Source organism: Pseudoalteromonas sp. P1-13-1a (genome assembly GCF_001401875.1).
In the GTDB taxonomy this organism is placed as follows: Bacteria; Pseudomonadota; Gammaproteobacteria; order Enterobacterales; family Alteromonadaceae; genus Pseudoalteromonas.
Genome location: NZ_LKDV01000002.1, coordinates 143,119 through 165,856 on the forward strand (window position 1 = coordinate 143,119; position 22,738 = coordinate 165,856).

20 protein-coding genes, 1 tRNA gene and 1 pseudogene are annotated in these 22,738 nt (G+C 41.3%); all 22 read right to left on the minus strand.

Translation table 11 applies throughout. The annotated features are described in order from the left end of the window. Positions 1 to 248: 248 nt before the first annotated feature. Entirely contained in the window at positions 249 to 461 is a 213-nt protein-coding gene (locus AN391_RS02740; RefSeq protein ID WP_055013974.1) for a calmodulin, read from the minus strand. A 534-nt stretch (positions 462 to 995) separates the two neighbouring features. Continuing rightward, positions 996 to 1,210, minus strand: a pseudogene (locus AN391_RS20325) (TIGR02450 family Trp-rich protein). Positions 1,211 to 1,312: 102 nt separating this feature from the next. Then, positions 1,313 to 1,663, minus strand: a complete 351-nt coding sequence (locus AN391_RS02745; RefSeq protein WP_055013975.1) for a cupredoxin domain-containing protein — start codon at positions 1,661 to 1,663, stop codon at positions 1,313 to 1,315. A 10-nt stretch (positions 1,664 to 1,673) separates the two neighbouring features. Next, positions 1,674 to 3,917, minus strand: coding sequence for a heavy metal translocating P-type ATPase (locus AN391_RS02750; protein WP_055013976.1), 2,244 nt, complete (start codon positions 3,915 to 3,917; stop codon positions 1,674 to 1,676). Then, on the minus strand, positions 3,914 to 4,351 hold the full coding sequence (locus AN391_RS02755) for a MerR family transcriptional regulator (protein ID WP_055013977.1): 438 nt from the start codon (positions 4,349 to 4,351) through the stop codon (positions 3,914 to 3,916). Before AN391_RS02755 ends, AN391_RS02750 begins: the two co-directional genes overlap by 4 nt. A 157-nt stretch (positions 4,352 to 4,508) precedes the next feature. Next, positions 4,509 to 5,006, minus strand: a complete 498-nt coding sequence (locus tag AN391_RS02760; protein WP_055013978.1) for a DUF2059 domain-containing protein — start codon at positions 5,004 to 5,006, stop codon at positions 4,509 to 4,511. 284 nt (positions 5,007 to 5,290) lie between these two features. After that, the gene (locus tag AN391_RS02765; protein ID WP_055013979.1) at positions 5,291 to 5,623 is read right to left on the minus strand and encodes a Na+/H+ antiporter subunit G; all 333 of its coding nucleotides are present in this window, start codon (positions 5,621 to 5,623) and stop codon (positions 5,291 to 5,293) included. A 9-nt stretch (positions 5,624 to 5,632) separates the two neighbouring features. After that, positions 5,633 to 5,902 (minus strand): K+/H+ antiporter subunit F, encoded by a 270-nt coding sequence (locus AN391_RS02770; protein ID WP_055013980.1) that lies wholly within the window; start codon positions 5,900 to 5,902, stop codon positions 5,633 to 5,635. Next, positions 5,896 to 6,432, minus strand: coding sequence for a Na+/H+ antiporter subunit E (locus AN391_RS02775; RefSeq protein ID WP_055013981.1), 537 nt, complete (start codon positions 6,430 to 6,432; stop codon positions 5,896 to 5,898). Before AN391_RS02775 ends, AN391_RS02770 begins: the two co-directional genes overlap by 7 nt. Continuing rightward, on the minus strand, positions 6,432 to 7,949 hold the full coding sequence (locus AN391_RS02780) for a monovalent cation/H+ antiporter subunit D (protein WP_055013982.1): 1,518 nt from the start codon (positions 7,947 to 7,949) through the stop codon (positions 6,432 to 6,434). Before AN391_RS02780 ends, AN391_RS02775 begins: the two co-directional genes overlap by 1 nt. Continuing rightward, positions 7,946 to 8,299, minus strand: coding sequence for a Na+/H+ antiporter subunit C (locus tag AN391_RS02785; RefSeq protein WP_055013983.1), 354 nt, complete (start codon positions 8,297 to 8,299; stop codon positions 7,946 to 7,948). Before AN391_RS02785 ends, AN391_RS02780 begins: the two co-directional genes overlap by 4 nt. After that, positions 8,299 to 11,091: a monovalent cation/H+ antiporter subunit A gene (locus AN391_RS02790; RefSeq protein WP_055013984.1), complete on the minus strand. Its 2,793-nt coding sequence runs from the start codon at positions 11,089 to 11,091 to the stop codon at positions 8,299 to 8,301. Before AN391_RS02790 ends, AN391_RS02785 begins: the two co-directional genes overlap by 1 nt. A gap of 154 nt (positions 11,092 to 11,245) precedes the next feature. Next, positions 11,246 to 12,379, minus strand: coding sequence for a hypothetical protein (locus AN391_RS02795; RefSeq protein WP_055013985.1), 1,134 nt, complete (start codon positions 12,377 to 12,379; stop codon positions 11,246 to 11,248). Beyond that, positions 12,363 to 13,241, minus strand: coding sequence for a lipoprotein NlpI (gene nlpI, locus AN391_RS02800; protein ID WP_055013986.1), 879 nt, complete (start codon positions 13,239 to 13,241; stop codon positions 12,363 to 12,365). The genes AN391_RS02795 and nlpI overlap by 17 nt, the downstream gene beginning before the upstream one ends. A gap of 140 nt (positions 13,242 to 13,381) precedes the next feature. Next, the gene (pnp, locus tag AN391_RS02805) at positions 13,382 to 15,508 is read right to left on the minus strand and encodes a polyribonucleotide nucleotidyltransferase (RefSeq protein WP_055013987.1); all 2,127 of its coding nucleotides are present in this window, start codon (positions 15,506 to 15,508) and stop codon (positions 13,382 to 13,384) included. Between the two features lie 324 nt (positions 15,509 to 15,832). Beyond that, the gene (rpsO, locus tag AN391_RS02810) at positions 15,833 to 16,102 is read right to left on the minus strand and encodes a 30S ribosomal protein S15 (RefSeq protein WP_004585888.1); all 270 of its coding nucleotides are present in this window, start codon (positions 16,100 to 16,102) and stop codon (positions 15,833 to 15,835) included. Between the two features lie 109 nt (positions 16,103 to 16,211). After that, positions 16,212 to 17,156, minus strand: a complete 945-nt coding sequence (gene truB, locus AN391_RS02815; protein ID WP_055013988.1) for a tRNA pseudouridine(55) synthase TruB — start codon at positions 17,154 to 17,156, stop codon at positions 16,212 to 16,214. Further along, positions 17,156 to 17,563, minus strand: coding sequence for a 30S ribosome-binding factor RbfA (gene rbfA / locus AN391_RS02820; protein ID WP_004585886.1), 408 nt, complete (start codon positions 17,561 to 17,563; stop codon positions 17,156 to 17,158). The genes truB and rbfA overlap by 1 nt, the downstream gene beginning before the upstream one ends. A gap of 109 nt (positions 17,564 to 17,672) precedes the next feature. Further along, the gene (gene infB, locus AN391_RS02825; RefSeq protein ID WP_055013989.1) at positions 17,673 to 20,330 is read right to left on the minus strand and encodes a translation initiation factor IF-2; all 2,658 of its coding nucleotides are present in this window, start codon (positions 20,328 to 20,330) and stop codon (positions 17,673 to 17,675) included. 25 nt (positions 20,331 to 20,355) lie between these two features. Next, positions 20,356 to 21,855, minus strand: coding sequence for a transcription termination factor NusA (gene nusA / locus AN391_RS02830; RefSeq protein ID WP_055013990.1), 1,500 nt, complete (start codon positions 21,853 to 21,855; stop codon positions 20,356 to 20,358). A 38-nt stretch (positions 21,856 to 21,893) separates the two neighbouring features. Next, positions 21,894 to 22,349 carry a ribosome maturation factor RimP gene (gene rimP / locus AN391_RS02835; protein ID WP_004585883.1) on the minus strand — a complete coding sequence of 152 codons (456 nt, stop codon included), beginning with the start codon at positions 22,347 to 22,349 and terminating at the stop codon, positions 21,894 to 21,896. A gap of 281 nt (positions 22,350 to 22,630) precedes the next feature. Continuing rightward, positions 22,631 to 22,707 (minus strand) — tRNA-Met (locus tag AN391_RS02840). Between the last annotated feature and the right edge of the window lie 31 nt (positions 22,708 to 22,738).

Sequence of the window (22,738 nt, forward strand, 5' to 3'; positions counted from 1 at the left end):
CTTAAAAAAGTTTACCGTTTGTGTTGGTATCAAACTTTGCAAATGTGCCAGAAAATACCAGCGCTATTGCAAGCAAAGTTGGGTATCGCTTTTACATAACGATTCCTTCGCTATGCGTTTATAATAAAATGCCCTGTGTATTACACTGTCCTTGTTATTCTTTATGGTAAGCTCCCTTGCCTACTTAGGTTGTCTTTGGCAACTCAGAATTAACGTGCCACTGGGCGTTAACTACTCAAAGCACTCACTTATGCTTTGTCGTACTCACTCTTAGATAGCTCGTTGTTTTTGTCAGTATCAAGTTTTGTAAACTGACTCATTAATTCAGCATCAGCAGATGCTTCTAACGGACTTAATGTGCCACTGCCATCTTTATCGAGTGTGTCAAAATCAGTTACTGCAAAAGCCGCTGATGAAGAGGCTAAAGCCATTAATACCAATGTTGATTGTGCCTTTTTCATAATGAAATCCTTCATAGGGTTGGTGGTGTAACCAATTAATGTTACCCACGTTTTGCTTAATACAGCTTAGTTATTACAACTTCAGTGCCATCTTTTATTTTTAATTGATAAACAATGAGTTACATGAAAAGTGCATGTATAGATGAAGTTTCGAGAGGTATTTTGTTGCTTTTTAGCAACAACTAGATGAGCCAATTAATATAAACCTTTAAAATCAATAACTTATAAAAATCCACACATGAGCTAAGGGCTAACTAAAAACATAATGTGGGGAAGTTTAAAAATAAACTAGAGCTGAACAGCTTAATTAAAACAATTAAACACTATAAAACCTAAATTATAAGCAATTGAAATATAATAATATTTGTAAAGTATTGGTGTTTATTTTCTAAAAGCACGGCAAGCCCGTAATAAAACAGGCATTTGTTGCCAAATGGCGAATTTAGTAAAAAACAGGGATCAAAAAAAGGATGCGCATAGCATTTATTTGGGGATAACAAATTGGCGTTTTTTTAAAGTATAAAAACAATTTAACTACTTCCACCCTTGACGCCATTTTTGAGTGTCTTTTAAATCTCGCCAGCGTATTGGGTACTGATTTTTAGAAAACACCGACTCGGTAATACATTCAATTACATTACCTTCTTCATCGTATTCTACTTCTACAATTATAAAGTGTTTTCTTTATTAATAGCTGGGGTAGCAGTCCACTTACTGTTTAGTAATTTTTTAGGGTTTAAGTTATTCATTAAATAATCTAATTTTCTTTAAATAACAGTAATACGACATAACCCGTTGTTTGGCTCAACAAAAAGTTAGGCCGTATTAATGTTACTTCAGCAACTTAGTAGTTAGGCAGCGATTAACTTACCTTTATACATTTTCATTTGGCATTGAAAGTCATACTCACCTGCTTTGAGTGCAGGCAAAGTGATCTTATTCTCTCCCATTGCAAGGCTTTCACTTACATCAAGCTGCGGAAACACCACCGTTTCGGTGCACGGTGCACTGTCTTTTCTATCAAATGTAAGTGTTACTTTTTTATTGGCAGCCACCTTTATATGGCTTGGTTGATAAACGCCGTTATCTACTATTATGGTTTGCGTATTGTCATTACTGTGTATTTGCTTTGGCTTATAAAGCCAAAACCAATAAATAATGGCCACAATTAATACTGCACCCAGTAAATTTATGATTAACATTATCGACTCCTCAGCGCTTATTAGGTTTATAAAAACGCAAGCGATTAGCATTGGTGACTACTGTCAGTGATGAAAGCGCCATAGCTGCGCCCGCCACTACAGGATTTAGCAGCACACCAATAAAGGGATACAACACACCGGCAGCAATAGGAATGCCCGCAACGTTATAAATAAAGGCACCAAACAAGTTTTGTTTAATGTTTTTAATTGTTGCGCTGCTAATGGCAATAGCATCGGCAAGACCATGCAGTGAGCCACGCATTAAGGTAATATCGGCGCTTTCTATGGCTACATCTGTACCTGTGCCAATTGCAAAACCGACATCTGCTTTAGCAAGCGCGGGGGCATCATTGATCCCATCTCCCGTCATACCTACAATTTCGCCTTGCTGCTGGCGTTTAGTAACTTCGTTTACTTTATCCTCTGGCAACACTTCTGCGATAAAATCATCAATACCTACTTTTTTAGCCACAGCGTGTGCAGTCGCCTTGTTATCGCCAGTTAGCATTACTAGATGAATATCTTTATTTTGCAGGCGCTTAATTGCCTGTACTGAGTCTTCTTTTAGCGGATCCGCCACCGCGATTAAGGCCATTAGTTGATTATTACAGGCAAAGTACATCGGGGTTTTTGCATCATTTGCAAAGGTATGTGCTTGCTCAGAGGCCTCATCAACAGCAATCTTGTATTTATCCATAAGCGCTTTATTGCCAAATAACAATGTTTGCCCATTCACCACTCCACTTACACCTTTACCGGTAATCGCATCAAAGTCAGTCGCTTTACTCAAGGTGACGTTTTGTTTTTTAGCGTGCTGCATAATAGCCTCTGCCAGAGGGTGCTCAGAGCTACTTTCGAGGCTTGCAACTAATTGCATTACGTTATTTTCATCTGCGTTATTAAACGTTACAACATCTGTTACCTGGGGTGCACCTTGGGTGATGGTGCCGGTTTTATCTAAAATCATGGTAGTAATTTTGGAGGTAGTTTGCAGTGACTCGCCATTGCGAATTAATATGCCAAACTCGGCGGCTTTACCTATTCCCACCATTACCGACATAGGCGTTGCTAAACCCAGCGCACACGGGCATGCAATAATCAGCACGGTGGTTAACGCTACCACCGCATAAGCAATTGAAGGGGCTGGACCAAAATTTAGCCATGCAAGGGCTGCTAATATCGCAATTATCATTACTGTGGGCACAAATATGCCTGAAATAACATCGGCTAATCGCCCTATTGAAGGCTTAGAGTTTTGCGCACGTTTTACCATATTTATAATATTGGCAAGGGTTGTTTCTTGGCCTATATGTGTGGCTTCAAATAATAATGTGCCGCTTTTATTAATGCTGCCAGCAACTACTTTGTCGCCGGTTTGTTTACTCACAGGCATAGGCTCACCCGTGAGCATAGATTCATCTAATCTGCTGCTACCTTCGAGCACATCACCATCTACCGGGATTTTTTCGCCTGGGCGTACCCGTACATGGTCGCCCTTTTGCACATCACTAATGTCTATATCTTGCTCTTTGCCGTCGCGTATTACACGGGCTGTTTTTGCTTGTAAGCCAATTAAACGCTTAATAGCCTGCGAAGTACGTCCACGCGCTTTCACTTCAAAAGCCAAGCCTAAACTAATTAACCCAATTATCATTGAAGAAGCTTCAAAATAAACGTGCCTTGCAACCTCAGGTAGTAAGCTAGGCGCAAGTACAACACACATTGAATATAACCACGCAGTGCCCGTTCCGAGGGCAATAAGTGTATCCATGTTAGCACCATGATTTTTAAATGACTGCCACGCGCCTTTATAAAACTGCTTACCTGCTACAGCCATAACGACAAACGTGATAATACCGACCACACCCCAAGCTATGCGCTGGTTAGTGGTTGTCACGCTCATATCAAAAATAAGCCCATAAATCATAAGCGGCACGCCCACACCTAAAGCCAGCATCATGTTGCGCATTAGCTTTTTGTAATGTGCCTCGTCTGACTTGGCTTTTTCATCAAGCGCATCTTGCTCTGATGTGTTATCCATAGGTTTTGCGCCATAACCTATATTTTCAACGGCGCTAATTAATGTGCTTTGCTGCGCGCTGCCCTCTACGCGTACCGTGCGATCTGCAAAGTTCATTTCTACATTGTTTGCGCCTTGCACACTATTAAGGGCTTTTTCTATTTTGGCTACGCAACTGCCACAATTAGCCCCTTCAATAATAAAGTTTTGCTCTGTTGTTTTATTGCTACTCATTGCACATCTCCGCTTTTTTCTTGCTCTGCAAGAGGGTCAACAAACGTCTCTATTAAGCTACACACATCACTTACAACAGCACCGTCTGCCGATGTTTCCCACTGCTTTAACGCCGCCTGCATACGCACTCGTAATTTAAGGGTTTCTTGAAACAAGGCTTCGGTTTCTTCTAAACGCTTTGCAATAATTTGCCGTGTAAGTGGGCATGGGCAATGCCCTTGTTCTGACTCTCCAATGATATGCTGTATATCTTTAAGGGAAAACCCGAGCTTTCGGGCGCTTATAATAAACTTTAAACGTTGGCGGTCTGCTTTTGTATATTGTTGATAGCCGTTACTTTGGCTCCGTGCGGGCGTTAAAAGACCTATCCGTGTGTAGTGACGAACTGTATCAGGCGTTACACCCATTAACGTCGCTAATTGCTTAACATACATAATTTAGCCCCCTTAGATTTTAGAGCTCAATTGTAAACCTATGTGTGACACACAGGTCAATAGAGGGGCCACATTAAAATATAATTAAAAAATTACTGGAGCTGATAAAATAAAAGCGCGCTAATGAGCGCGCTTAAAAAGAGGCAGTGCAAAGAGATTAATTTTCTTGTTGGCGAGAGGCTTTTAGCTCTTCACTTAGCTCACCGGCTATTTCCTGAATTTTTGGCATCGCACCTTGTACTAAGCTTTGCGACATTTGCATTGACTCTTGCATTACTACAGGCATTTTTTGAAGAATTTTTTGCCCTGTTTCAGTTTTATAAAACGCCAGCATGTCGGCAATTTCTTGCTCGTTAAAATGTTTGTCGTATACGTTAACCATCATCGGCTGCATTTTTTTCCAGCTCATTTCGGTTTTAAGTACGTTGGTCATATCTGCGTAGTATTTATCAAAAATAGCTTGCTCAGAGGGCTTAACACCCATTTGCGCAGACATGTTTTTCATCATGCCCTCAACTTGCCCGTACATTGAGTCAACCATAGCATCCATGTTCATCACGTTTATCAGCTCATCTATTTTTTGCTGCTTAGTGGCCTCGTCAGCCAATACGCTGCCAGAAAATATAAGTAACGAAAGTAATAGTGCCTTAGCCATTGTCATATCCTTAAACATAAAAAGTAAGACCATACTCACATGATTTATATCAATCCGCAATAATACTTAATCATTTTCGGGGCGAAACGTGTTGCTGCATAGATTAAAAAATCTTTTTAGAACAACTAAATAGAGAGTTTTTGCCTAGTTATCAATGCGCTTTTCCAACCTCAGAGCAAATCACTTAAAGCTAATGAGTAAAAAATAGTTCGTAAATGCGCATGCCCATACTAAAAAGGCCAAATAAAACATGTTTATTTGGCCTTTTTATGAATGTCCTAGGGCTAATCGTCTTCTACGTTATCGAGCCCTTTTGTACCTTCTTTAGCTTTAAGCTTATGATGAATTGCTGATTTTATTAACATATACCCACTAATCGGGGCGGTAATTAATAAAAACACGGTAATCAATATCTCTTTGACACTAAAGCCGTGCCCTGAATTCGCAAAAAACACCATTGCTGCAATAAGTATACTTGCCATGCCTAAGGTTGTTGCTTTAGTTGGTCCATGCAATCGCATGTAAAAGTCAGGCAATTTAATCAAGCCTAATGAACCAATTAAAATAAACAGCCCACCAAACAATAACAGTATGGATACAACCCATTCGCTTATCATTTTAAAATCCTATTCAATTATGTCGCCACGCAGTAAATACTTACACACAGCAACTGTACTAATAAAACCAAGCATAGCTATTAGCAATGCGGCTTCAAAATACAGGCCTGTGCCCATACTAATACCGTATAAAATAATTAATGCAATGACGTTTATATACATAGTATCCAGCGCCAAAATACGGTCTGGGACCGATGGGCCTATAATAAGTCGCCATAAATTTAGTAATAGCGATAAGCCAATCATAGAAAAAACAATGAGTAATACAGTATCTAGCATTGAAAAATCTCCTTTAGGGGAGCTTCGTAGCGTTGTTTAATTTGTTTGATAAGTGCCTCTTCGTCTTTTAAATCGAGTACATGTATAAGTAAATAACGCTGTGTGGGCGTTTCACCTTCGTTAAGCGATTCTGGGATAGGGTACACTTCGGCACTTACTGTACCCGGTGTGAGTGATACACAACTGGCAAGAATCGTAATCGGCATATCATGGCTCAAATCTATAGGGACTTTTACAAAAGCAGGGCGTAATTTTTTAGCCGGACCCACTATTAACAAGGCCACCTGTAAATTAGCCACTACTATATCGTAAAGAACGATAAGTAATTGTTTTAAAGCCAACCCAGGTTTTAGTATTAGTGGTTGTGGGTCACGTAATGAAAAACTCAATAAGGGTATAAATATCGCTAAAAACGTTGCTAATACCAAGTGCCCTGGCGATACACTATTATTGAGTAGCAACCAGATTACAAATAAAAAGAAACTACGAAACGGCGTTGGCAACCAACGATAACGGGCTTGTAATCTCATTACTTCCCTCCTCCCATTACGGCATTAATACCACCATTAATGTCATGCAGTTGCGTAGCAGCACTGAGCATATAATCGCTGATAGGACCACCAAAAATAACTAACAATGGGGAACATGCCAATAACCCGACAATTATTAAAATTTGTAATGGGTGGGCATTAACGCCATCAGTACTTTCGCCTTTCTTTGCTTTTCGCTCCCAAAACAAACTAGTGCCAGCACGCGAAAGTGCAACTAATAAAACAAAACTAGTAATTAAATAAACAGGCCAAAATAGTAAGGCTTGCTCGCTATTCAAGGTTGTTTTGAGGATCCAAACTTTTCCAACAAACCCCGATAGCGGTGGCATTCCTACAACGGTTAATACAGCAATTACAAAGCACGCCCCTAACAAATAGGGTTGACTTACAGCGCGGCCAGCAACAAGTCTATCCCCTACTTTCCCTCTTTGTGTGGCAATTAAATCAGCTAATAAAAACAGTGCAGCACTGACTAGAGTAGAATGTACTAAATAATAAAGCAGTGCAGCTGTTGCTGTGACGTTTTGCAAGGCAATTAGAGCAACTAACGTGCCCACTGATACAACTACTAGATTTGCCGTTAACTTGCGTAAATCTTGTGCTGCCATTACACCAATTCCACCAACCACTATGGTGGCAATAGCTAAGCCCCATAACCAAGTTTGCGCCATATGCTCAAGCTCGCCGGCTTGTTCACCAAATATAACGGTATAAACGCGCAACATAGCGTATACGCCTACTTTGGTCATAATCGCAAACAACGCAGCAACGACAGGTTTTGCACTTGCATAGGTATTAGGTAACCACAAATGCAAAGGTAATAGCGCACCTTTTAAAGCAAATACAACTAACAATAGCAAGCCACCCGCTTTGGCTAAGTAAACATCGTCCCCTGTTAGCAGCGATACTTTTTGAGCCATATCGGCAATGTTTAATGTACCCAGTACGCCGTATAAAATACCCAACCCAATTAAAAATACGCTCGAGCCAACTAAGTTTAATATTACATATTGAAGTGCGGCGCGCGTATTTTGCTTATCACCTGCGTGCATAAGTAATGAGTATGAGGCAATAAGGAGTACTTCAAAAAATACAAATACATTAAACAGATCGCCTGTTAAAAATGCGCCATTTACACCTAATATTAAAAAGTGTACTAAAGGATGAAAGAAATTACCTTTAGCATCATCACCTGCACAGCCATATAAAATGACTCCCATTCCTAAAAAGGATGTAAGTGCAACCAATAAAGTAGAAAGCATATCGGCAACAAGTACTATGCCAAAAGGCGCTGACCAATTACCAATTGCGTATACATTGATACCACTGTTATACACATGGATTAGCAGCATTGCACTGGCGATAAACGTGGCCACCGCCATGACTGATGAGGCAATACGACGAATTCGTAAGCTTTTACCACATGGCGGCAAAAGCAATATGACTGCTGCCAGCATAGGTAACAGAATAGGCAAAGAGCTTAAATGTTGAATCATTTTTGCTCCTTGCTATCGGCCGTGCTTTTTATTATTTGCCCATCAACATGATCGCTACCCAAATCGGCTCTACCACGTATTGCTAAAATAACCACAAATGCAGTCATAGCAAAACCGATTACAATGGCGGTTAGCACTAAAGCTTGAGGCAACGGGTCTGCATAATCAGTGCCTGTTCCAAGCACGACTGCTTTATTTATGGTTAAACGACCTGCAGAAAATAAAAATAAATTCACTGCATATGAAATCATAGTAAGTCCAAGCACCACTGGGAACGTACGCGCCCTAAGCAGTAAGTAAACACCACAACTCACTAACACTCCAACGCAAGATGCGTACAATAGCTCCATTAAATATTTACCTCTTTTTTCTGGGTATCTGCTGTCATGTTGCCAAGGCTTGCTAATATCATTAATGTAGCTCCAACTACTGTTAAGTATACGCCCAAATCAAACACAATCGCACTTGCAAGCTCTGTTTTGCCAATAAATGGAATATCAAAATAATCAAACCACGTTGTTAAAAATGGCCTATCGAAGAACCAGCTGCCTACACCAGTAAACAAGGCAATACCAATACCCGAAGCGATGATTTTGCGATAGTTAACTGCAAAGCGCTCACTTATCCAAGCTGACCCATGAGCCATGTACTGCAATATAAAGGCAATCGACGTTACTAAACCTGCAATAAAGCCACCGCCAGGTAAGTTATGACCTCGTAGGAAAATATAAGCCGATACTAATAATGCAAGCGGTAATAAACTATGCGAAATACTGGCAAGTAGTATAGGGTGGCGTTCGCGCGCCCAAGGTCGCCCTTCACCATCACTTGCAGGCATAAATAGAGGAATACGCGACAGCACTTTAAATATTCCCAATGCTGCAATACCTAACACCGTGATCTCACCCAAGGTATCAAAGCCCCTAAAATCGACCAAAATAACGTTTACTACATTCGTACCGCCACCGCCTGTTTTAGCATTAGCGATAAAGAAATCAGATATTGATTCAAGCGGTCGTGTAAGAAGTGCATAGCAAATACTTGCAACAACTACACCTAATGTTGATGCAATGCCTAAATCTCGTAATACCCTAAGTGAACTAGACTCTTTAGGTGTATGCTGAGGTAGGAAAAACAATGCTAGCATTAGTAAAATTACGGTGGCTACTTCAACGGTGAGTTGCGTAAGCGCTAAATCAGGGGCAGAAAAACGAGTGAACGCAACTGACACCATAAGCCCCACAATAGAAATCATTAATAAAGCAACTACACGAGAACGATGCCAAATAACCGTAGCCAATGCGCCAATAATTAATAACCCAGCGCCAATAGCATTGTGCACATCGACAGGGATACTCGCCATACTGCCGGCTAACTGTTGCATCTCAAACAATGGCCACCCCGCACACAATAGCACCACCGCCAGCATTACAAAAATGTAGCGCTGCAATGAGCCGTTTTCGATGCTACTTACTCTGTTTTGAGACCAATTAATAGCCTTAAGGACAATTACCTCAAACGTTTTTTTAGCATTAAGGGGTGGTAACGAGGCTTGAAATTGAAATAAGTATTTGCGGTTAATATAAATAAATAAACCGCCCACCACAGCCATGGCACTCATCAATAAAGGAAGGTTAAAGCCATGCCAAATAGCCAGTTCGTACTCTGGAACTTGTTGACCAAGGACAGCCAATGATGCGGCATGTAAAATTCCATCAACAGAGAAGTGTGGAAACATACCTACAAGCACACACAGCACAACCAGCACTTCAATTGGCAATCGCATATAACGTGGAGCTTCATGTGGTTGGCGTGGTAAATCTATGGGGTCGCCGTTAAAAAATACATCATGGATAAAGCGTGAGGAGTACGCCACAGAGAGCGCTCCTGCAATAGTCGCTAAAACCGGGATTAACCACGACATAGAGCCCAGCACTTGTTGATGTAAGGTTTCGGCAAAAAACATTTCTTTAGATAAAAAACCGTTGAGCAATGGCACACCCGCCATTGAGGCTGCTGCGACCATTGCGAGTGTTGCCGTGTAAGGTAAATACCGCCACATACCGTTAAGCTTACGCATATCACGCGTACCCGTTTCGTGATCGATTATACCCGTCGCCATAAATAATGAGGCTTTAAAAGTGGCATGATTAATAATATGGAATATTGCCGCTACAGTAGAGAGCTCAGTATCAAGGCCCAGTAACAACGTAATTAAACCTAAATGGCTAATGGTTGAGTATGCTAACAGGCCCTTTAAATCGTGTTTGAACAACGCGATATAAGCACCAAACAAAAGCGTTGCTAAACCAGTCAAACCCACCAGTAAAAACCATGTATCTGTGCCTGAAAGCACAGGATGAAAACGCGCTAATAAAAATATACCTGCTTTTACCATCGTCGCAGAATGCAAATACGCGCTTACTGGAGTTGGGGCTGCCATAGCGTGAGGAAGCCAAAAATGAAATGGAAACTGTGCCGATTTAGTAAATGCACCTAGCAAAACTAATACAAGTGCAGTTTCGTATAAGTCATGAGATTGCACAATTGCCTTGCTAGCTAAAATTACATCCAGGTCGTAACTACCAACAATATCGGCCACTAACATTAAACCTGCCAGCAATGCTAAACCACCGGCACCGGTAACAGCTAGTGCCATACGCGCGCCCTTTCGCGCTTCTGTTTTATGCCACCAATAGCTAATTAATAAAAATGAGCTAATGCTGGTTAATTCCCAAAACAGCCAAAGTTGAATAACATTGTTAGACATAACAATGCCTAGCATGGCCGTCATGAACAACAATAAGTAACTATACAGCTTAGCTAAGGAGTCGTTTTTACTCAGATAGTAACGTGCGTAGGTAATGACCAGTATGCCTATGCCCAAAATCATAAACATAAACAGTAGGCTCAAGCCATCAAGACGAAATGATAAATCCAGCCCAAGTGCGGGGATCCACGTTACAGCATAACGAATTGTTTCACCTGCTAAAATAGCGGGAGTGTGGTATAGCGTAATACCTAAAGCTGTTAAAGGCGCAAGCACAGTCACAGCTGCAGCTTGCGTACGGGATAGTTTGCCGGTGCATGAAGAAATAACACTGCCAATTAAGGATAACAAAGGTATCCAGAGCAAAGTCATAATGTAGGGCCTTTTATAATCATAAGTTTATCCTTACGTTTTATACATCACGAAAAGATGCTTTTACTGTCTGTTTTTAAACGACATTAATACGTACAGTTATACTTATAAACAGCCATTTTGTCTATAGATAGCAAGCCTATTCGATTTAATTTTAATCAAGGGTTAAGGTTTCTTGTTGTTGTATTTGCTTCTGCCACAATGCCCTGTACCTCTTTGATAAACCTAGTTGTTGATACTGCATAATAGACCAATCCTTACTGGGCTTATATGCTACGCCCCCTTGCTGGCAGCTCTCACTTTTGTGCCAACCTGTGGGAGGCGGCTCGCCCTGTGAAATATATAAATTAGGCGCAACATAACCTTGCTTTAAACATAGCCACTTTTGTTTGCTCTGCGGGAGCGTATATTCATCTTCAAAACCGCTAAAATGCATAAGCTCGTGTAAAAAAACATGATAGTTAGCGCTGGTACTTAGCTGCATTTGTTTGCCCATAACATTAGCCGTACCGTTTTTACTCATTATCACACTGTAGTCAAACTGTTTTGCAACCTTGCCTCTCAAAGCTTTATTTTTCCATTTACAGTTGGCCATAGAAAGTGTGTTTTTACACTCCAATGCGCCAGCGGCGTAAACCGGTTTGCTAAAGCAAAACACCCCTTTTTGCGGTTCGGGTACTTTATTAAATTGTTTAGTGAAGCTTTGTAATTTATAAAGTCCTTCGCGATGAACGCCTATCATAACGACATTGAAGATACAGGAGCTATTACTAGCCGGTAAGGTATTTAAAGCCGTGAACCCAAGATCATTTAAAAAAGCGTTTGGGATGCGTTTGTAATGATTTGAAGTATGAAGTGCTAAGTGGTTATACGCATCCCCTTTGGGCAATAATTCTTGCTGCTTTAATAATAGTAAATCGTCCCAGCGTGCTCGTGCCAAGAGAAGATTAGCTAAATCCTGTCGCTGGGCGTGGGTAATGTAAGTTATACTTTGTAGCCAAAATAACTTAGCTTGCTCGTTTTTATTTGTTTTTATCAGCTTTAAAGAATAATTGTATTGGGCTGATGGGATGTTTTCACGTGCTAAAAAGCCCAAGGTTAATCTGGGAAGATGCGCGATATTATTTGAAAAGTAGCGAGGGAATTGCCAATAGCTTTGCAGCGGATCAGCCTTCGTATTAAGTACATGCCAAAAACCAATACTGCTTAAATGGTTGCTAGAGCCCGCAATAAGCAGGCTAAATAGCAAACCACTTAAATAACACAGGTATTTAACTAGCGTCTGCACCAGCCATAAGCTCTAGCTCTAAACGCGCATATTTATATTCAATAAACTCATGCACATTAGTGGATAATGCCAATCTAAAGTAATCCGCAGCTAAGTACTGCTCGCCCGCTGCTTGGTGCATTTTGGCTAAATAAAAATACGCCTCGCACAAACGCTGTGCGTATTCTTGCTCAGATTTAACACCTTCGCTAATACCCGATAAAAACGTATGCTCACTCATATCGCCAGTATAAAGCGAAATTAACTGATACGCCCACTGCGATTCATCAAGTGCTGCGGCATTTGTTTTAAGAGCGGCTAATGCTTGTTGTTTATCCTCTTGCGACTGTGCAAGGTAAAGCCATAGCACTCGGTAAGGATCGTTTGGTGATCGCGCTAAAAACTCATCAAAGTCACTTTGCGCCAAGTTTGCTCTTTCACCATAATACAGTGCAATACCACGGTTTAAATAAGCGTATTCATGCTCTTCATTAAGCTCCAAGGCTGAGTCAAAAAACTCATACGCTTTTTCGTATTGCTGCATTAAAGTATGCTGAATACCTAAAAAGTTATACACCTCAGCTAAATCAGGCTTTAGTTTTATAGCGCGGTTAAAATCAATGCGCGATAACGTGGTCATTCCTAGGCTATCAAATAATACCCCACGGTCATAATAAAGCTTAGCTTGTTGCTCGGTACTTAAATCGGCTCTATTTAATAGCTCAGAGTAACGTGCAATCGCAATTTCGCTTCTAAAGTCGGATGCAAGGGGTGCAGTAAAAGGCACATTAACAATCGGCGTAGGTTTTGATTCAGTCGTGGTTTGGCAAGCGCTTAAAGACAAAATAGCAAAAGATGCCAAAGCTAAGTGTTTGAGTATCATTAAAATCCTTAATACCAAGATATATCGCAATAAAAATAAGACAGACCTTGTCTAATAAGGTTTCATTAAAGCATAAAAAAAGGGGCTAAACAGCCCCTTTTTTATTATCCCGCGTATATTAACGGGTTAAAGTTTAGCAATTATGCGTCTTTTGACTCATCAGCTGCAGGTGCTGCTGATTCCATTGCTTCTTTAATGCTTAGACGTACACGGCCTTGGCGGTCTACTTCTAATACTTTAACTTTAACTTCTTGACCTTCACTTAAGTGGTCAGTTACGTTGTTAACACGCTCTGTGCTGATTTGAGAAATGTGCACTAGGCCATCTTTACCAGGAAGAATGTTTACAAACGCACCAAAGTCAACAATACGTACCACTTTACCAGTGTAGATAGTACCTACTTCTAGTTCTGCTGTTAATTGCTCAATACGTGTAATTGCGTTTTGCGCGCTTTCACCGTCTGTTGCAGCAATCTTAATTGTACCGTCATCTTCAATTTCAATTGTTGTGCCTGTCTCTTCGGTAAGTTGACGAATTGTAGCGCCACCTTTACCAATTACTTCAGCAATCTTCTTAGCAGGAATTTGCATAGTGTAGATGCGAGGAGCAAACATTGATAATTCTTCAGAAGGAGCAGAAATCGCTTCATCCATTACACCTAAAATATGTAAACGTGCCGCTTTTGCTTGTTTAAGCGCAATTTGCATGATTTCTTGCGTGATGCCTTCAATCTTGATATCCATTTGTAGTGCAGTGATACCGTTAGTAGTACCTGCAACTTTAAAGTCCATGTCACCTAAGTGATCTTCATCACCTAAGATATCTGAAAGAACAACAAACTTCTCATCTTCTTTCACTAGACCCATCGCGATACCCGCTACAGATGCTTTAATTGGTACACCCGCGTTCATAAGTGCTAGTGACGTACCACAAACAGATGCCATTGAAGACGAACCGTTAGATTCAGTGATTTCAGATACAACACGAATTGAGTAAGGGAACTCAGTAAGTGTAGGCATTACAGCTTGAATACCACGCTTAGCTAGGTTACCGTGACCAATTTCACGACGCTTAGGAGAGCCTACAAAACCAGTTTCACCTACACAGAATGGAGGGAAGTTGTAGTTAAGCATAAAGTGGTTTTTATGAGTACCCGTTAAATCATCGATTAATTGCGAATCACGTTCTGTACCCAGTGTAGCAGTAACAAGCGCTTGTGTTTCGCCACGAGTAAAGATTGCAGAACCGTGAGTACGTGGTAATACACCCGTCATTACGTCTATTGCACGGATCATGTCTGGTTCACGACCATCGATACGTTTTTCACCTGCAGTGATGCGGCCACGTACAATTTTCTTCTCAAGTGAACCGAATACTTTACCTACTTCTTGCTTATCAAGCGTTTCATCTTCAGCAAGCTCGCTTGTAAGCGCTTCAATTACAGCGTCTTTTGCTGCAGTTAATGCTTCTTTACGCGCTACTTTATCAGTAATACGGTAAGCTTCACCTACTTTTTCAGAAGCAAGTTCAGCTACTTTTTCTTCAAGCGATACGTTTTTCTCAGGTGCAGTCCAATCCCATGTAGGTTTACCTGCTTCTGCTTTAAATTCGTTTATTGCATTGATGATAGCTTGAGATTGCTCATGGCCGTATACAACCGCACCTAGCATTACATCTTCAGCAAGTACATCTGCTTCAGATTCAACCATTAGTACTGCGTTATCAGTACCTGCAACAACTAAATCTAGTTGGCTTTCTTCAAGCTCTTTTAATGTCGGGTTAAGTACGTATTCACCGTTGATGTAACCAACGCGTGATGCACCAATTGGGCCGTTAAAAGGGATACCAGAGATAGCAAGTGCTGCTGATGTACCAATCATCGCAACCATATCTGGTTGGATTTCAGGGTTTACAGATACAACGGTTGCAATAACTTGTACTTCGTTTACGAAACCATTTGGGAAAAGTGGACGAATTGGACGGTCAATAAGACGTGCAATAAGTGTTTCGCCATCGTTAGGGCGGCCTTCACGCTTTAAGAAACCACCTGGAATACGACCAGCAGCGTACATACGCTCTTGGTAGTTAACTGTTAATGGGAAAAAGTCTTGACCAGGTTGAGCTTCACGCTTACCAACTACAGTAACTAATACTGATGTATCGCCAATACTTGCTAATACTGCACCGTCAGCTTGACGTGCGATTGCACCTGTTTCTAGGGTAACTGTGTGTTGGCCTAGTTGAAATTCTTTAATAATTGCTTGCACTTAAAATATTCCTTAAATGTTTTTATATTTCAATAATAAGTGTCATTAAAAGGGCCAATTACAGTACATAATTGTATTCAGTTGGAAATCAATTAAGTACTACAATTGGCAAAATTTTTAATGACTGCAGATAACCTATTTATCTACGCGCATAGTATATACCAAAGCGACCTAAAATTGCGAGCCTACCCAAAGATAAAACACAATCGCTTTTGCCTAATCATTTATTGATTTTTACTTATATTTTAAGAAGGTGTATTGGTAGGTTAAAAATTTAGGCACAAAAAAAGGAGCTATAAAGCTCCTTTTCTCGTAATCTAGTTCTTAGCGACGTAGGCCAAGCTCTTGGATTAATGCAGTATAACGCGAGATATCTTTACCTTTAAGGTAATCAAGCAATTTACGGCGAGTACTTACTTTACGAAGCAGACCACGACGTGAGTGGAAGTCATGCTTGTGGTCAGCAAAGTGACCTTGAAGCTTGTTGATATCAAAAGTAAGTAAAGCTACTTGTACTTCAGGTGAACCAGTGTCGCCTTCAGCACGTGCAAATTTAGCAATGATATCGATTTTTTCTTGATTGCTTAGTGACATAATAACTCCAAAAGTTAAATTTAATAGGTGCTTTAGCCGATCACTAATTCAGCCAAAACGATTGAGCGGGCGTATTCTACCAACTATGAGGATAACTACAAGTGAAAGTTTACTCAGGTTGCTGATTAGATAAGCCGCGCTTTGATTTTAAATGCCCATCAGGGTTGCGCTCACCGGTCCCAATAAACATACCATCAGCTAAGACCTTAATGGCCCCTTCGGGTAAATCTGTGCCTAGTACTACGGCTTGGCCATGGCTGAACGCAACACCCTGCTCTTTACTAATTTCTACAACGGGTAAATCAACCAGCGCACTATCCATTGGCAATAGCAGTTCATCAAGGTATGTAGAAGGGGCAACCGCCTCTTCTTTAGCCTTCGCTAATAGAGTTTCAAGGTGCTCAAGCGAGACCATTTTGTCTTTAGGATAATGGCCAACCGCCGAGCGATGCAACATAATAACATGTGCGCCACAGCCTAGGTTTTCGCCTAAATCATCTACAATGGTACGGATGTATGTACCCTTAGATACATGCGCAGTCATTTGCACTTCATTGTTTGTTTCATCAAACTCATCAAGCGACAAACTAAACACGTTTATTTTTCGACATTTTCGCGGTACTTCAATGCCCTCACGCGCGTATTTATATAAAGGTTTACCTTCATATTTAAGTGCCGAGTACATTGATGGATACTGATCTGACTCGCCTAAAAACTTTTCAATTTCTGCAGCTAACTGTTCCGTGGTGACGTTTACATCGCGGGTTTCCACCACTTCGCCATCTGAATCAGAGGTAGTTGTTCGCTCCCCTAGTTTTGCTCTTACCACATAGGTTTTATCTGTATCGAGCAAAAATTGGGTAAATTTAGTCGCTTCACCAAAGCAAATAGGCAGCATGCCAGTGGCCAGTGGATCTAGCGCACCGGTATGACCTGCTTTCTGAGCAAAATAAATACCTTTAGCTTGCTGTAGGGCTTTGTTCGACGAAATGCCTTGAGGTTTGTTTAACAACAAAATACCATCAATCGGACGGCCTTTACTGCGTCTAGCCATTAGTCTTTAGTGCCTTCTTCGCTATCAGTTTCATCATCAACATGTTTAGCGTTATCTTCGCGTATAACCGAGTCCACTAAGTTAGAGATACGCATCCCTTCCATTAGTGAGTTATCTACTACAAACTTAAGCTCAGGCATTATACGAGCACGAATACGCTTACCCAGTAACGAGCGAATATAGCCCGTTGCTTCGTTAAGTATTTTTGCGCTCTCTTTTGCTTTGTTCTCATCTTCGGTATTAAACACCGTAATAAAAACTTTTGCGTAAGATAAATCGCGCGATACTTCTACCGCAGACACTGTCACCATGCCTAAGCGCGGATCTTTAATTTCGCGTTGTAAAATAACAGCAATTTCTTTTTGAATTTGCTGAGCAACACGATCAGTGCGAGAAAATTCTCTCATGATTGTTTTCCTAAAATCATAACTTACTGAATTAAAACAATAAGTTAATTAAATAATGGATACAGAAATGGGGGCAAAGCCCCCATTTACAATCTTAGCTTACGAGCAATTAAAGTGTACGTTGTACTTCAACTGTCTCAAATACTTCGATTTGGTCACCAACGCGCACGTCATTGTAGTTCTTAACACCGATACCACATTCCATGCCGTTACGTACTTCTTGAACGTCATCTTTAAAGCGACGTAGTGACTCAAGCTCACCTTCGTAAATAACCACGTTATCACGTAATACACGAATTGGTGCGCTGCGTTTAATAGTACCTTCAGTCACCATACAACCAGCAATTGCGCCAATTTTTGGAGACTTAAATACGTCACGCACTTCAGCAAGACCGATAATCTCTTGCTTAAACTCAGGCGCAAGCATACCCGACATGGCTTGCTTAACTTCTTCAATTAAGCTGTAGATAACACTGTAGTAACGTAAGTCTAAGTTTTCAGTATCAATCACTTTACGTGCAGATGCGTCAGCACGCACGTTGAAGCCAACTACGATTGCGTTAGATGCAGCAGCAAGTGTTGCATCAGTTTCAGTGATACCACCTACGCCAGAACCAACAATCTTCACTTTTACTTCATCAGTAGAAAGCTTAGTTAGTGAGTCTGAAATCGCTTCGATTGAACCTTGAACGTCTGCTTTAAGTACCACGTTAACTTCAGATACATCGCCTTCAGCCATGTTAGTAAACATGTTTTCAAGCTTCGCTTTTTGCTGACGAGCAAGTTTAACGTCGCGGAATTTACCTTGACGGTATAAAGCAACTTCACGCGCTTTACGCTCATCTTTAACAACAGTCGCTTCATCACCTGCTGCCGGAATACCTGATAGACCTAGAATCTCTACAGGAATAGAAGGGCCCGCTGATTTAATGTCTTTACCGTTTTCGTCTTTCATTGCACGAACACGGCCGTATTCAAGGCCACACAGTACGATATCGCCTTGGTTAAGAGTACCGGATTGAACTAAGATAGAAGCAACTGGGCCGCGTCCTTTATCAAGACGAGATTCAATTACAACACCTGCTGCCATGCCTTCTGATGGAGCGCGAAGCTCTAAAAGCTCAGATTGCATAAGAACAGCTTCTAGTAAGTCATCAATACCTAAGCCTGTTTTAGCTGAGATATGAACGTACTGCGTATCACCGCCCCAATCTTCAGGAATAACGTCTAGCTGAGCTAGTTCGTTTTTAACGCGATCTGGGTCTGCGCCTTCTTTATCCATTTTGTTTACAGCGATGATTAAAGGAACGCCAGCTGCGCGAGCATGCTGTACCGCTTCTTTAGTCTGTGGCATTACACCATCGTCTGCTGCAACCACTAGGATTACAATATCTGTTGCTTTAGCACCACGTGCACGCATTGATGTAAACGCGGCGTGACCTGGTGTATCTAAGAAAGTGATCATGTTGCCGTTAGTTTCAACGTGGTATGCACCAATGTGCTGTGTAATACCACCGGCTTCGCCTGATGCAACTTTAGCAGAACGAATGTAATCAAGCGTTGATGTTTTACCATGGTCAACGTGACCCATTACAGTTACTACTGGTGCACGCGGCTCAGACTTACCATCTTCATGGCGGTCATTTAGTACTGTTTGCTCTAATTCGTTTTCTTTAACAATGATAACTTTGTGGCCCATTTCTTCAGCAACAAGTTGTGCTGTTTCTTGGTCAATTACCTGGTTAATGGTAACCATGTCACCCATTTTCATCATTGTTTTAACAACTTCAGCGCCTTTAACAGCCATGCGTGATGCAAGCTCTGCAACTGTAATTGTTTCGCTAATACGCACTTCGTTTTTAACATCTGCTGTTGGTTTTTGGAAACCGTGTTGTAGCGATGTAGGTGCTTTTAGCTTACCTTTACGGCCTTTACCACCTGCAAATTTATCTTTTGCTGGGGCTTTTTTCTTTTTCTTAGCACGGCGTGCGCCTTGCTCATCACGTGCATCGGCAACATCTTCTGCCTCACGTGCGTAAGTAGAAGTCGTAAGATGGTGATCCGCTGTTTCTTCGCGTTTCTTACGTTCTTCTTCCTCTTTCTTCCAGCGAGCTTCATTCTCTTCAGCTAGCTTTCTTGCCTCTTCTGCTTGACGTTTCGCTTCTTCTTCAGCTTTCTTCAATGCGGCCTCTTCTGCTTCTTTCTGCAGACGCTCAGCTTCGATGCGATCTTTCTCAGACTTAGCACTTTGCTCTGGGGTCATCTGCTGTTGTTTAGCCTTACGCTCTGCTTCTGCTTTGCGCTTAGCTTCTTCTTTGGCTTTACGATCAGCTTCTTCTTTTGCTTTACGTTCTGCCTCTTGTTTCGCTTTTAATTCTGCGGCTTCTTGTGCAGCTTTTTGCTGCTCTTCGATACGCGCTTTTTCTTCAGCGGCTAGACGCTGCTGCTCTTGTTCTTGCTCAATTGCGCTTTTTTTCACGTAAGTACGTGTTTTGCGAACTTCAACTTGAACAGCCTTTGCTTTACCTGTAGAGCCCGTAACACTTAATGTGCTTTTGCTCTTACGCTGTAAAGTCATGCGTGCTGGGCCTTCTGAACCAGTACCACCGTGCGATTTGCTTAAGTGATCTAGTAGCTGTGCTTTTTCAGCCTCAGTTACATTATCACCCGCTTTTTTAGTGATACCCGCTTGTGAAAATTGCTGAAGCAATTTATCAACAGTTGTACCTATATCGCCGGCTAGTTTTTCAACATTTACTTCTGCCATAGTGTGTAATACCTCCGTTAATAAATTACTCGTCTGCGAACCAACAAATATTACGTGCAGCCATAATTAGCTCACCTGCTTTTTCAGGTGAAAGCTCTGTAATATCTACTAATTCATCAATACCTTGCTCAGCTAAGTCTTCAAGTGTTACTACACCTTTACTTGCCATAACAAATGCTAGATGGCGTTCTAAACCCTCAAGCGCAAGTAAGTCTTCAGCCGGTTCTACACCTTCTAAGCTTTCTTCCGTTTTAAGTGCTTTTGTTGTTAATGCATCTTTCGCGCGTGAACGCAGCACATCAACTGTTTCTTCATCTAAGCCGTCGATTTCTAAAAACTCTGAAGCAGGCACATAGGCTACTTCTTCAAGTGTTGAGAAACCTTCGTTAATAAGTAATGATGCAAATTCATCATCAATATCTAAATTTTCAGTAAATAAGTTGATTAACTTATCTGACTCGGCTTCATTTTTAGCGCGCATGTCATCAACTGTCATTACGTTTAGTTCCCAACCAGTTAATTGGCTAGCTAAACGAACATTTTGACCATTACGACCAATTGCTTGTGCTAAGTTATCGGCTTCTACTGCGATATCCATTGAGTGAGTGTCTTCATCCATTACGATTGAAGCCACTTCTGCTGGTGCCATTGCATTAATTACAAATTGTGCCGGGTTGTCATCGTAAAGTACGATATCAACACGCTCGCCACCAAGTTCTGATGATACAGCTTGAACACGGGCACCACGCATACCAACACACGCACCTACTGGGTCAATACGCTTGTCATTTGATTTAACGGCAATTTTAGCGCGTGAACCCGGATCGCGTGCTGCAGCACGAAGCTCAATCATTTCTTCGCCAATCTCTGGCACCTCAATGCGGAATAATTCCATCAGCATTTCTGGTTTTGAACGCGTTACAAATAGCTGTGCGCCGCGTGCTTCAGGTTTAACTTCGTATAGAAGACCACGGATACGATCTCCTGGACGGAAGTTTTCACGTGGCAGCATATCGTCACGGTAAATAACCGCTTCGGCGTTGTTACCTAAATCAAGTACAATTGCATCACGTGTTGCTTTTTTAACGACACCTGTTACTAGCTCGCCTTCTTGATCTTTATACGCTTCTACAACTAAAGCGCGCTCAGCTTCACGTACTTTTTGTACGATAACTTGCTTTGCCATTTGTGTAGTTATGCGGTCGAATTTGATAGATTCAATCTGTTCTTCAACATAATCACCCAGTTGCAAGTCAGGTTCTTCAACTTGAGCTGCTTCTAATGTGATTTCGCTGTAAGGGTTTTCTAATGAACCATCTTCTTGAATTTCTGCAATCTTCCAACGACGAAATGTATCGTAATCGCCAGTTTTGCGGTCGATAGATACGCGCACTTCAATTTCGCCATCGTGTTTTTTCTTTGTCGCTGTTGCTAGAGCGAACTCTAACGCTTCAAAAATCTTTTCTTTTGGAACCGCTTTCTCATTGGAAACGGCTTCAGCAACTAATAATATCTCTTTTGCCATGGGTAATGCCTCGCTTGCCCTATTCCTTCGCACTCGAATTAAAACTTTGCGATGATGTTCGCACGTTCGATATTGCTAAGCATGATTAAGTGCTCTTCGCCATCGCTTTTAAGTGTGATCATATCACTGCTAACTGCTACTAAGTCGCCTTTAAAATTACGGCGACCATCTTGTGGAAGCTTAGTACGCACGCGTACTTCCTCTCCTTGCGCCTTCTCGTAGTGATCTTGTTTGAATAATGGACGATCAACACCAGGAGACGATACTTCCAAATCATATTCGTTTGTAATTGGGTCTTCGACGTCTAAAATCGCACTAATTTGGCGACTCGCATCCGCACAGTTATCAACAGATATCCCATCCTCATGGTCAATGTAAACCCTTAAGGTAGAATGGCGGCCTGCTTGTACAAACTCAAGACCATGTAATTCAAAGCCTAACATTTCTACTGCAGGCGTTAGCATGGTTAATAAATCTTGCTCAAGTTTTGTCACGAAAATCCTCCATACAAACAAAAAAAGGGCTTATAGCCCTAAAATACTGAGTTTAAGTTTTGATTTAATGACAAGACAAAAAATCAATGGTGCAGATACAACAACGCCCCGAACCAAGCGGGGCGTCACACCAATAAAGCATAAAACTGTGTGGCCTTTGGCCAAGCTTGGCTGCGGGTCATTTTACTGACCTAATTAAACTACATTAGCTTAAACGCAAAACGCGCATTACTTAGAATGCGCGATACAGAATTAGTAAGGTTATACCTAACTATAAAAATTGGTTGCGGGAGCCGGATTTGAACCGACGACCTTCGGGTTATGAGCCCGACGAGCTACCAGGCTGCTCCATCCCGCGCCAATAGATATCAAACCTAAAATTCAATATC

Coding starts and splice junctions, on each gene's coding strand:
- AN391_RS02740 (WP_055013974.1), bottom strand. CDS start 461: ATGAAAAAGGCACAATCAACATTGGTATTAATGGCTTTAGCCTCTTCA.
- AN391_RS02745 (WP_055013975.1), bottom strand. CDS start 1,663: ATGTTAATCATAAATTTACTGGGTGCAGTATTAATTGTGGCCATTATT.
- AN391_RS02750 (WP_055013976.1), bottom strand. CDS start 3,917: ATGAGTAGCAATAAAACAACAGAGCAAAACTTTATTATTGAAGGGGCT.
- AN391_RS02755 (WP_055013977.1), bottom strand. CDS start 4,351: ATGTATGTTAAGCAATTAGCGACGTTAATGGGTGTAACGCCTGATACA.
- AN391_RS02760 (WP_055013978.1), bottom strand. CDS start 5,006: ATGGCTAAGGCACTATTACTTTCGTTACTTATATTTTCTGGCAGCGTA.
- AN391_RS02765 (WP_055013979.1), bottom strand. CDS start 5,623: ATGATAAGCGAATGGGTTGTATCCATACTGTTATTGTTTGGTGGGCTG.
- AN391_RS02770 (WP_055013980.1), bottom strand. CDS start 5,902: ATGCTAGATACTGTATTACTCATTGTTTTTTCTATGATTGGCTTATCG.
- AN391_RS02775 (WP_055013981.1), bottom strand. CDS start 6,432: ATGAGATTACAAGCCCGTTATCGTTGGTTGCCAACGCCGTTTCGTAGT.
- AN391_RS02780 (WP_055013982.1), bottom strand. CDS start 7,949: ATGATTCAACATTTAAGCTCTTTGCCTATTCTGTTACCTATGCTGGCA.
- AN391_RS02785 (WP_055013983.1), bottom strand. CDS start 8,299: ATGGAGCTATTGTACGCATCTTGCGTTGGAGTGTTAGTGAGTTGTGGT.
- AN391_RS02790 (WP_055013984.1), bottom strand. CDS start 11,091: ATGACTTTGCTCTGGATACCTTTGTTATCCTTAATTGGCAGTGTTATT.
- nlpI (WP_055013986.1), bottom strand. CDS start 13,241: ATGATACTCAAACACTTAGCTTTGGCATCTTTTGCTATTTTGTCTTTA.
- rpsO (WP_004585888.1), bottom strand. CDS start 16,102: ATGTCACTAAGCAATCAAGAAAAAATCGATATCATTGCTAAATTTGCA.
- truB (WP_055013988.1), bottom strand. CDS start 17,156: ATGGCTAGACGCAGTAAAGGCCGTCCGATTGATGGTATTTTGTTGTTA.
- rbfA (WP_004585886.1), bottom strand. CDS start 17,563: ATGAGAGAATTTTCTCGCACTGATCGTGTTGCTCAGCAAATTCAAAAA.
- infB (WP_055013989.1), bottom strand. CDS start 20,330: ATGGCAGAAGTAAATGTTGAAAAACTAGCCGGCGATATAGGTACAACT.
- nusA (WP_055013990.1), bottom strand. CDS start 21,855: ATGGCAAAAGAGATATTATTAGTTGCTGAAGCCGTTTCCAATGAGAAA.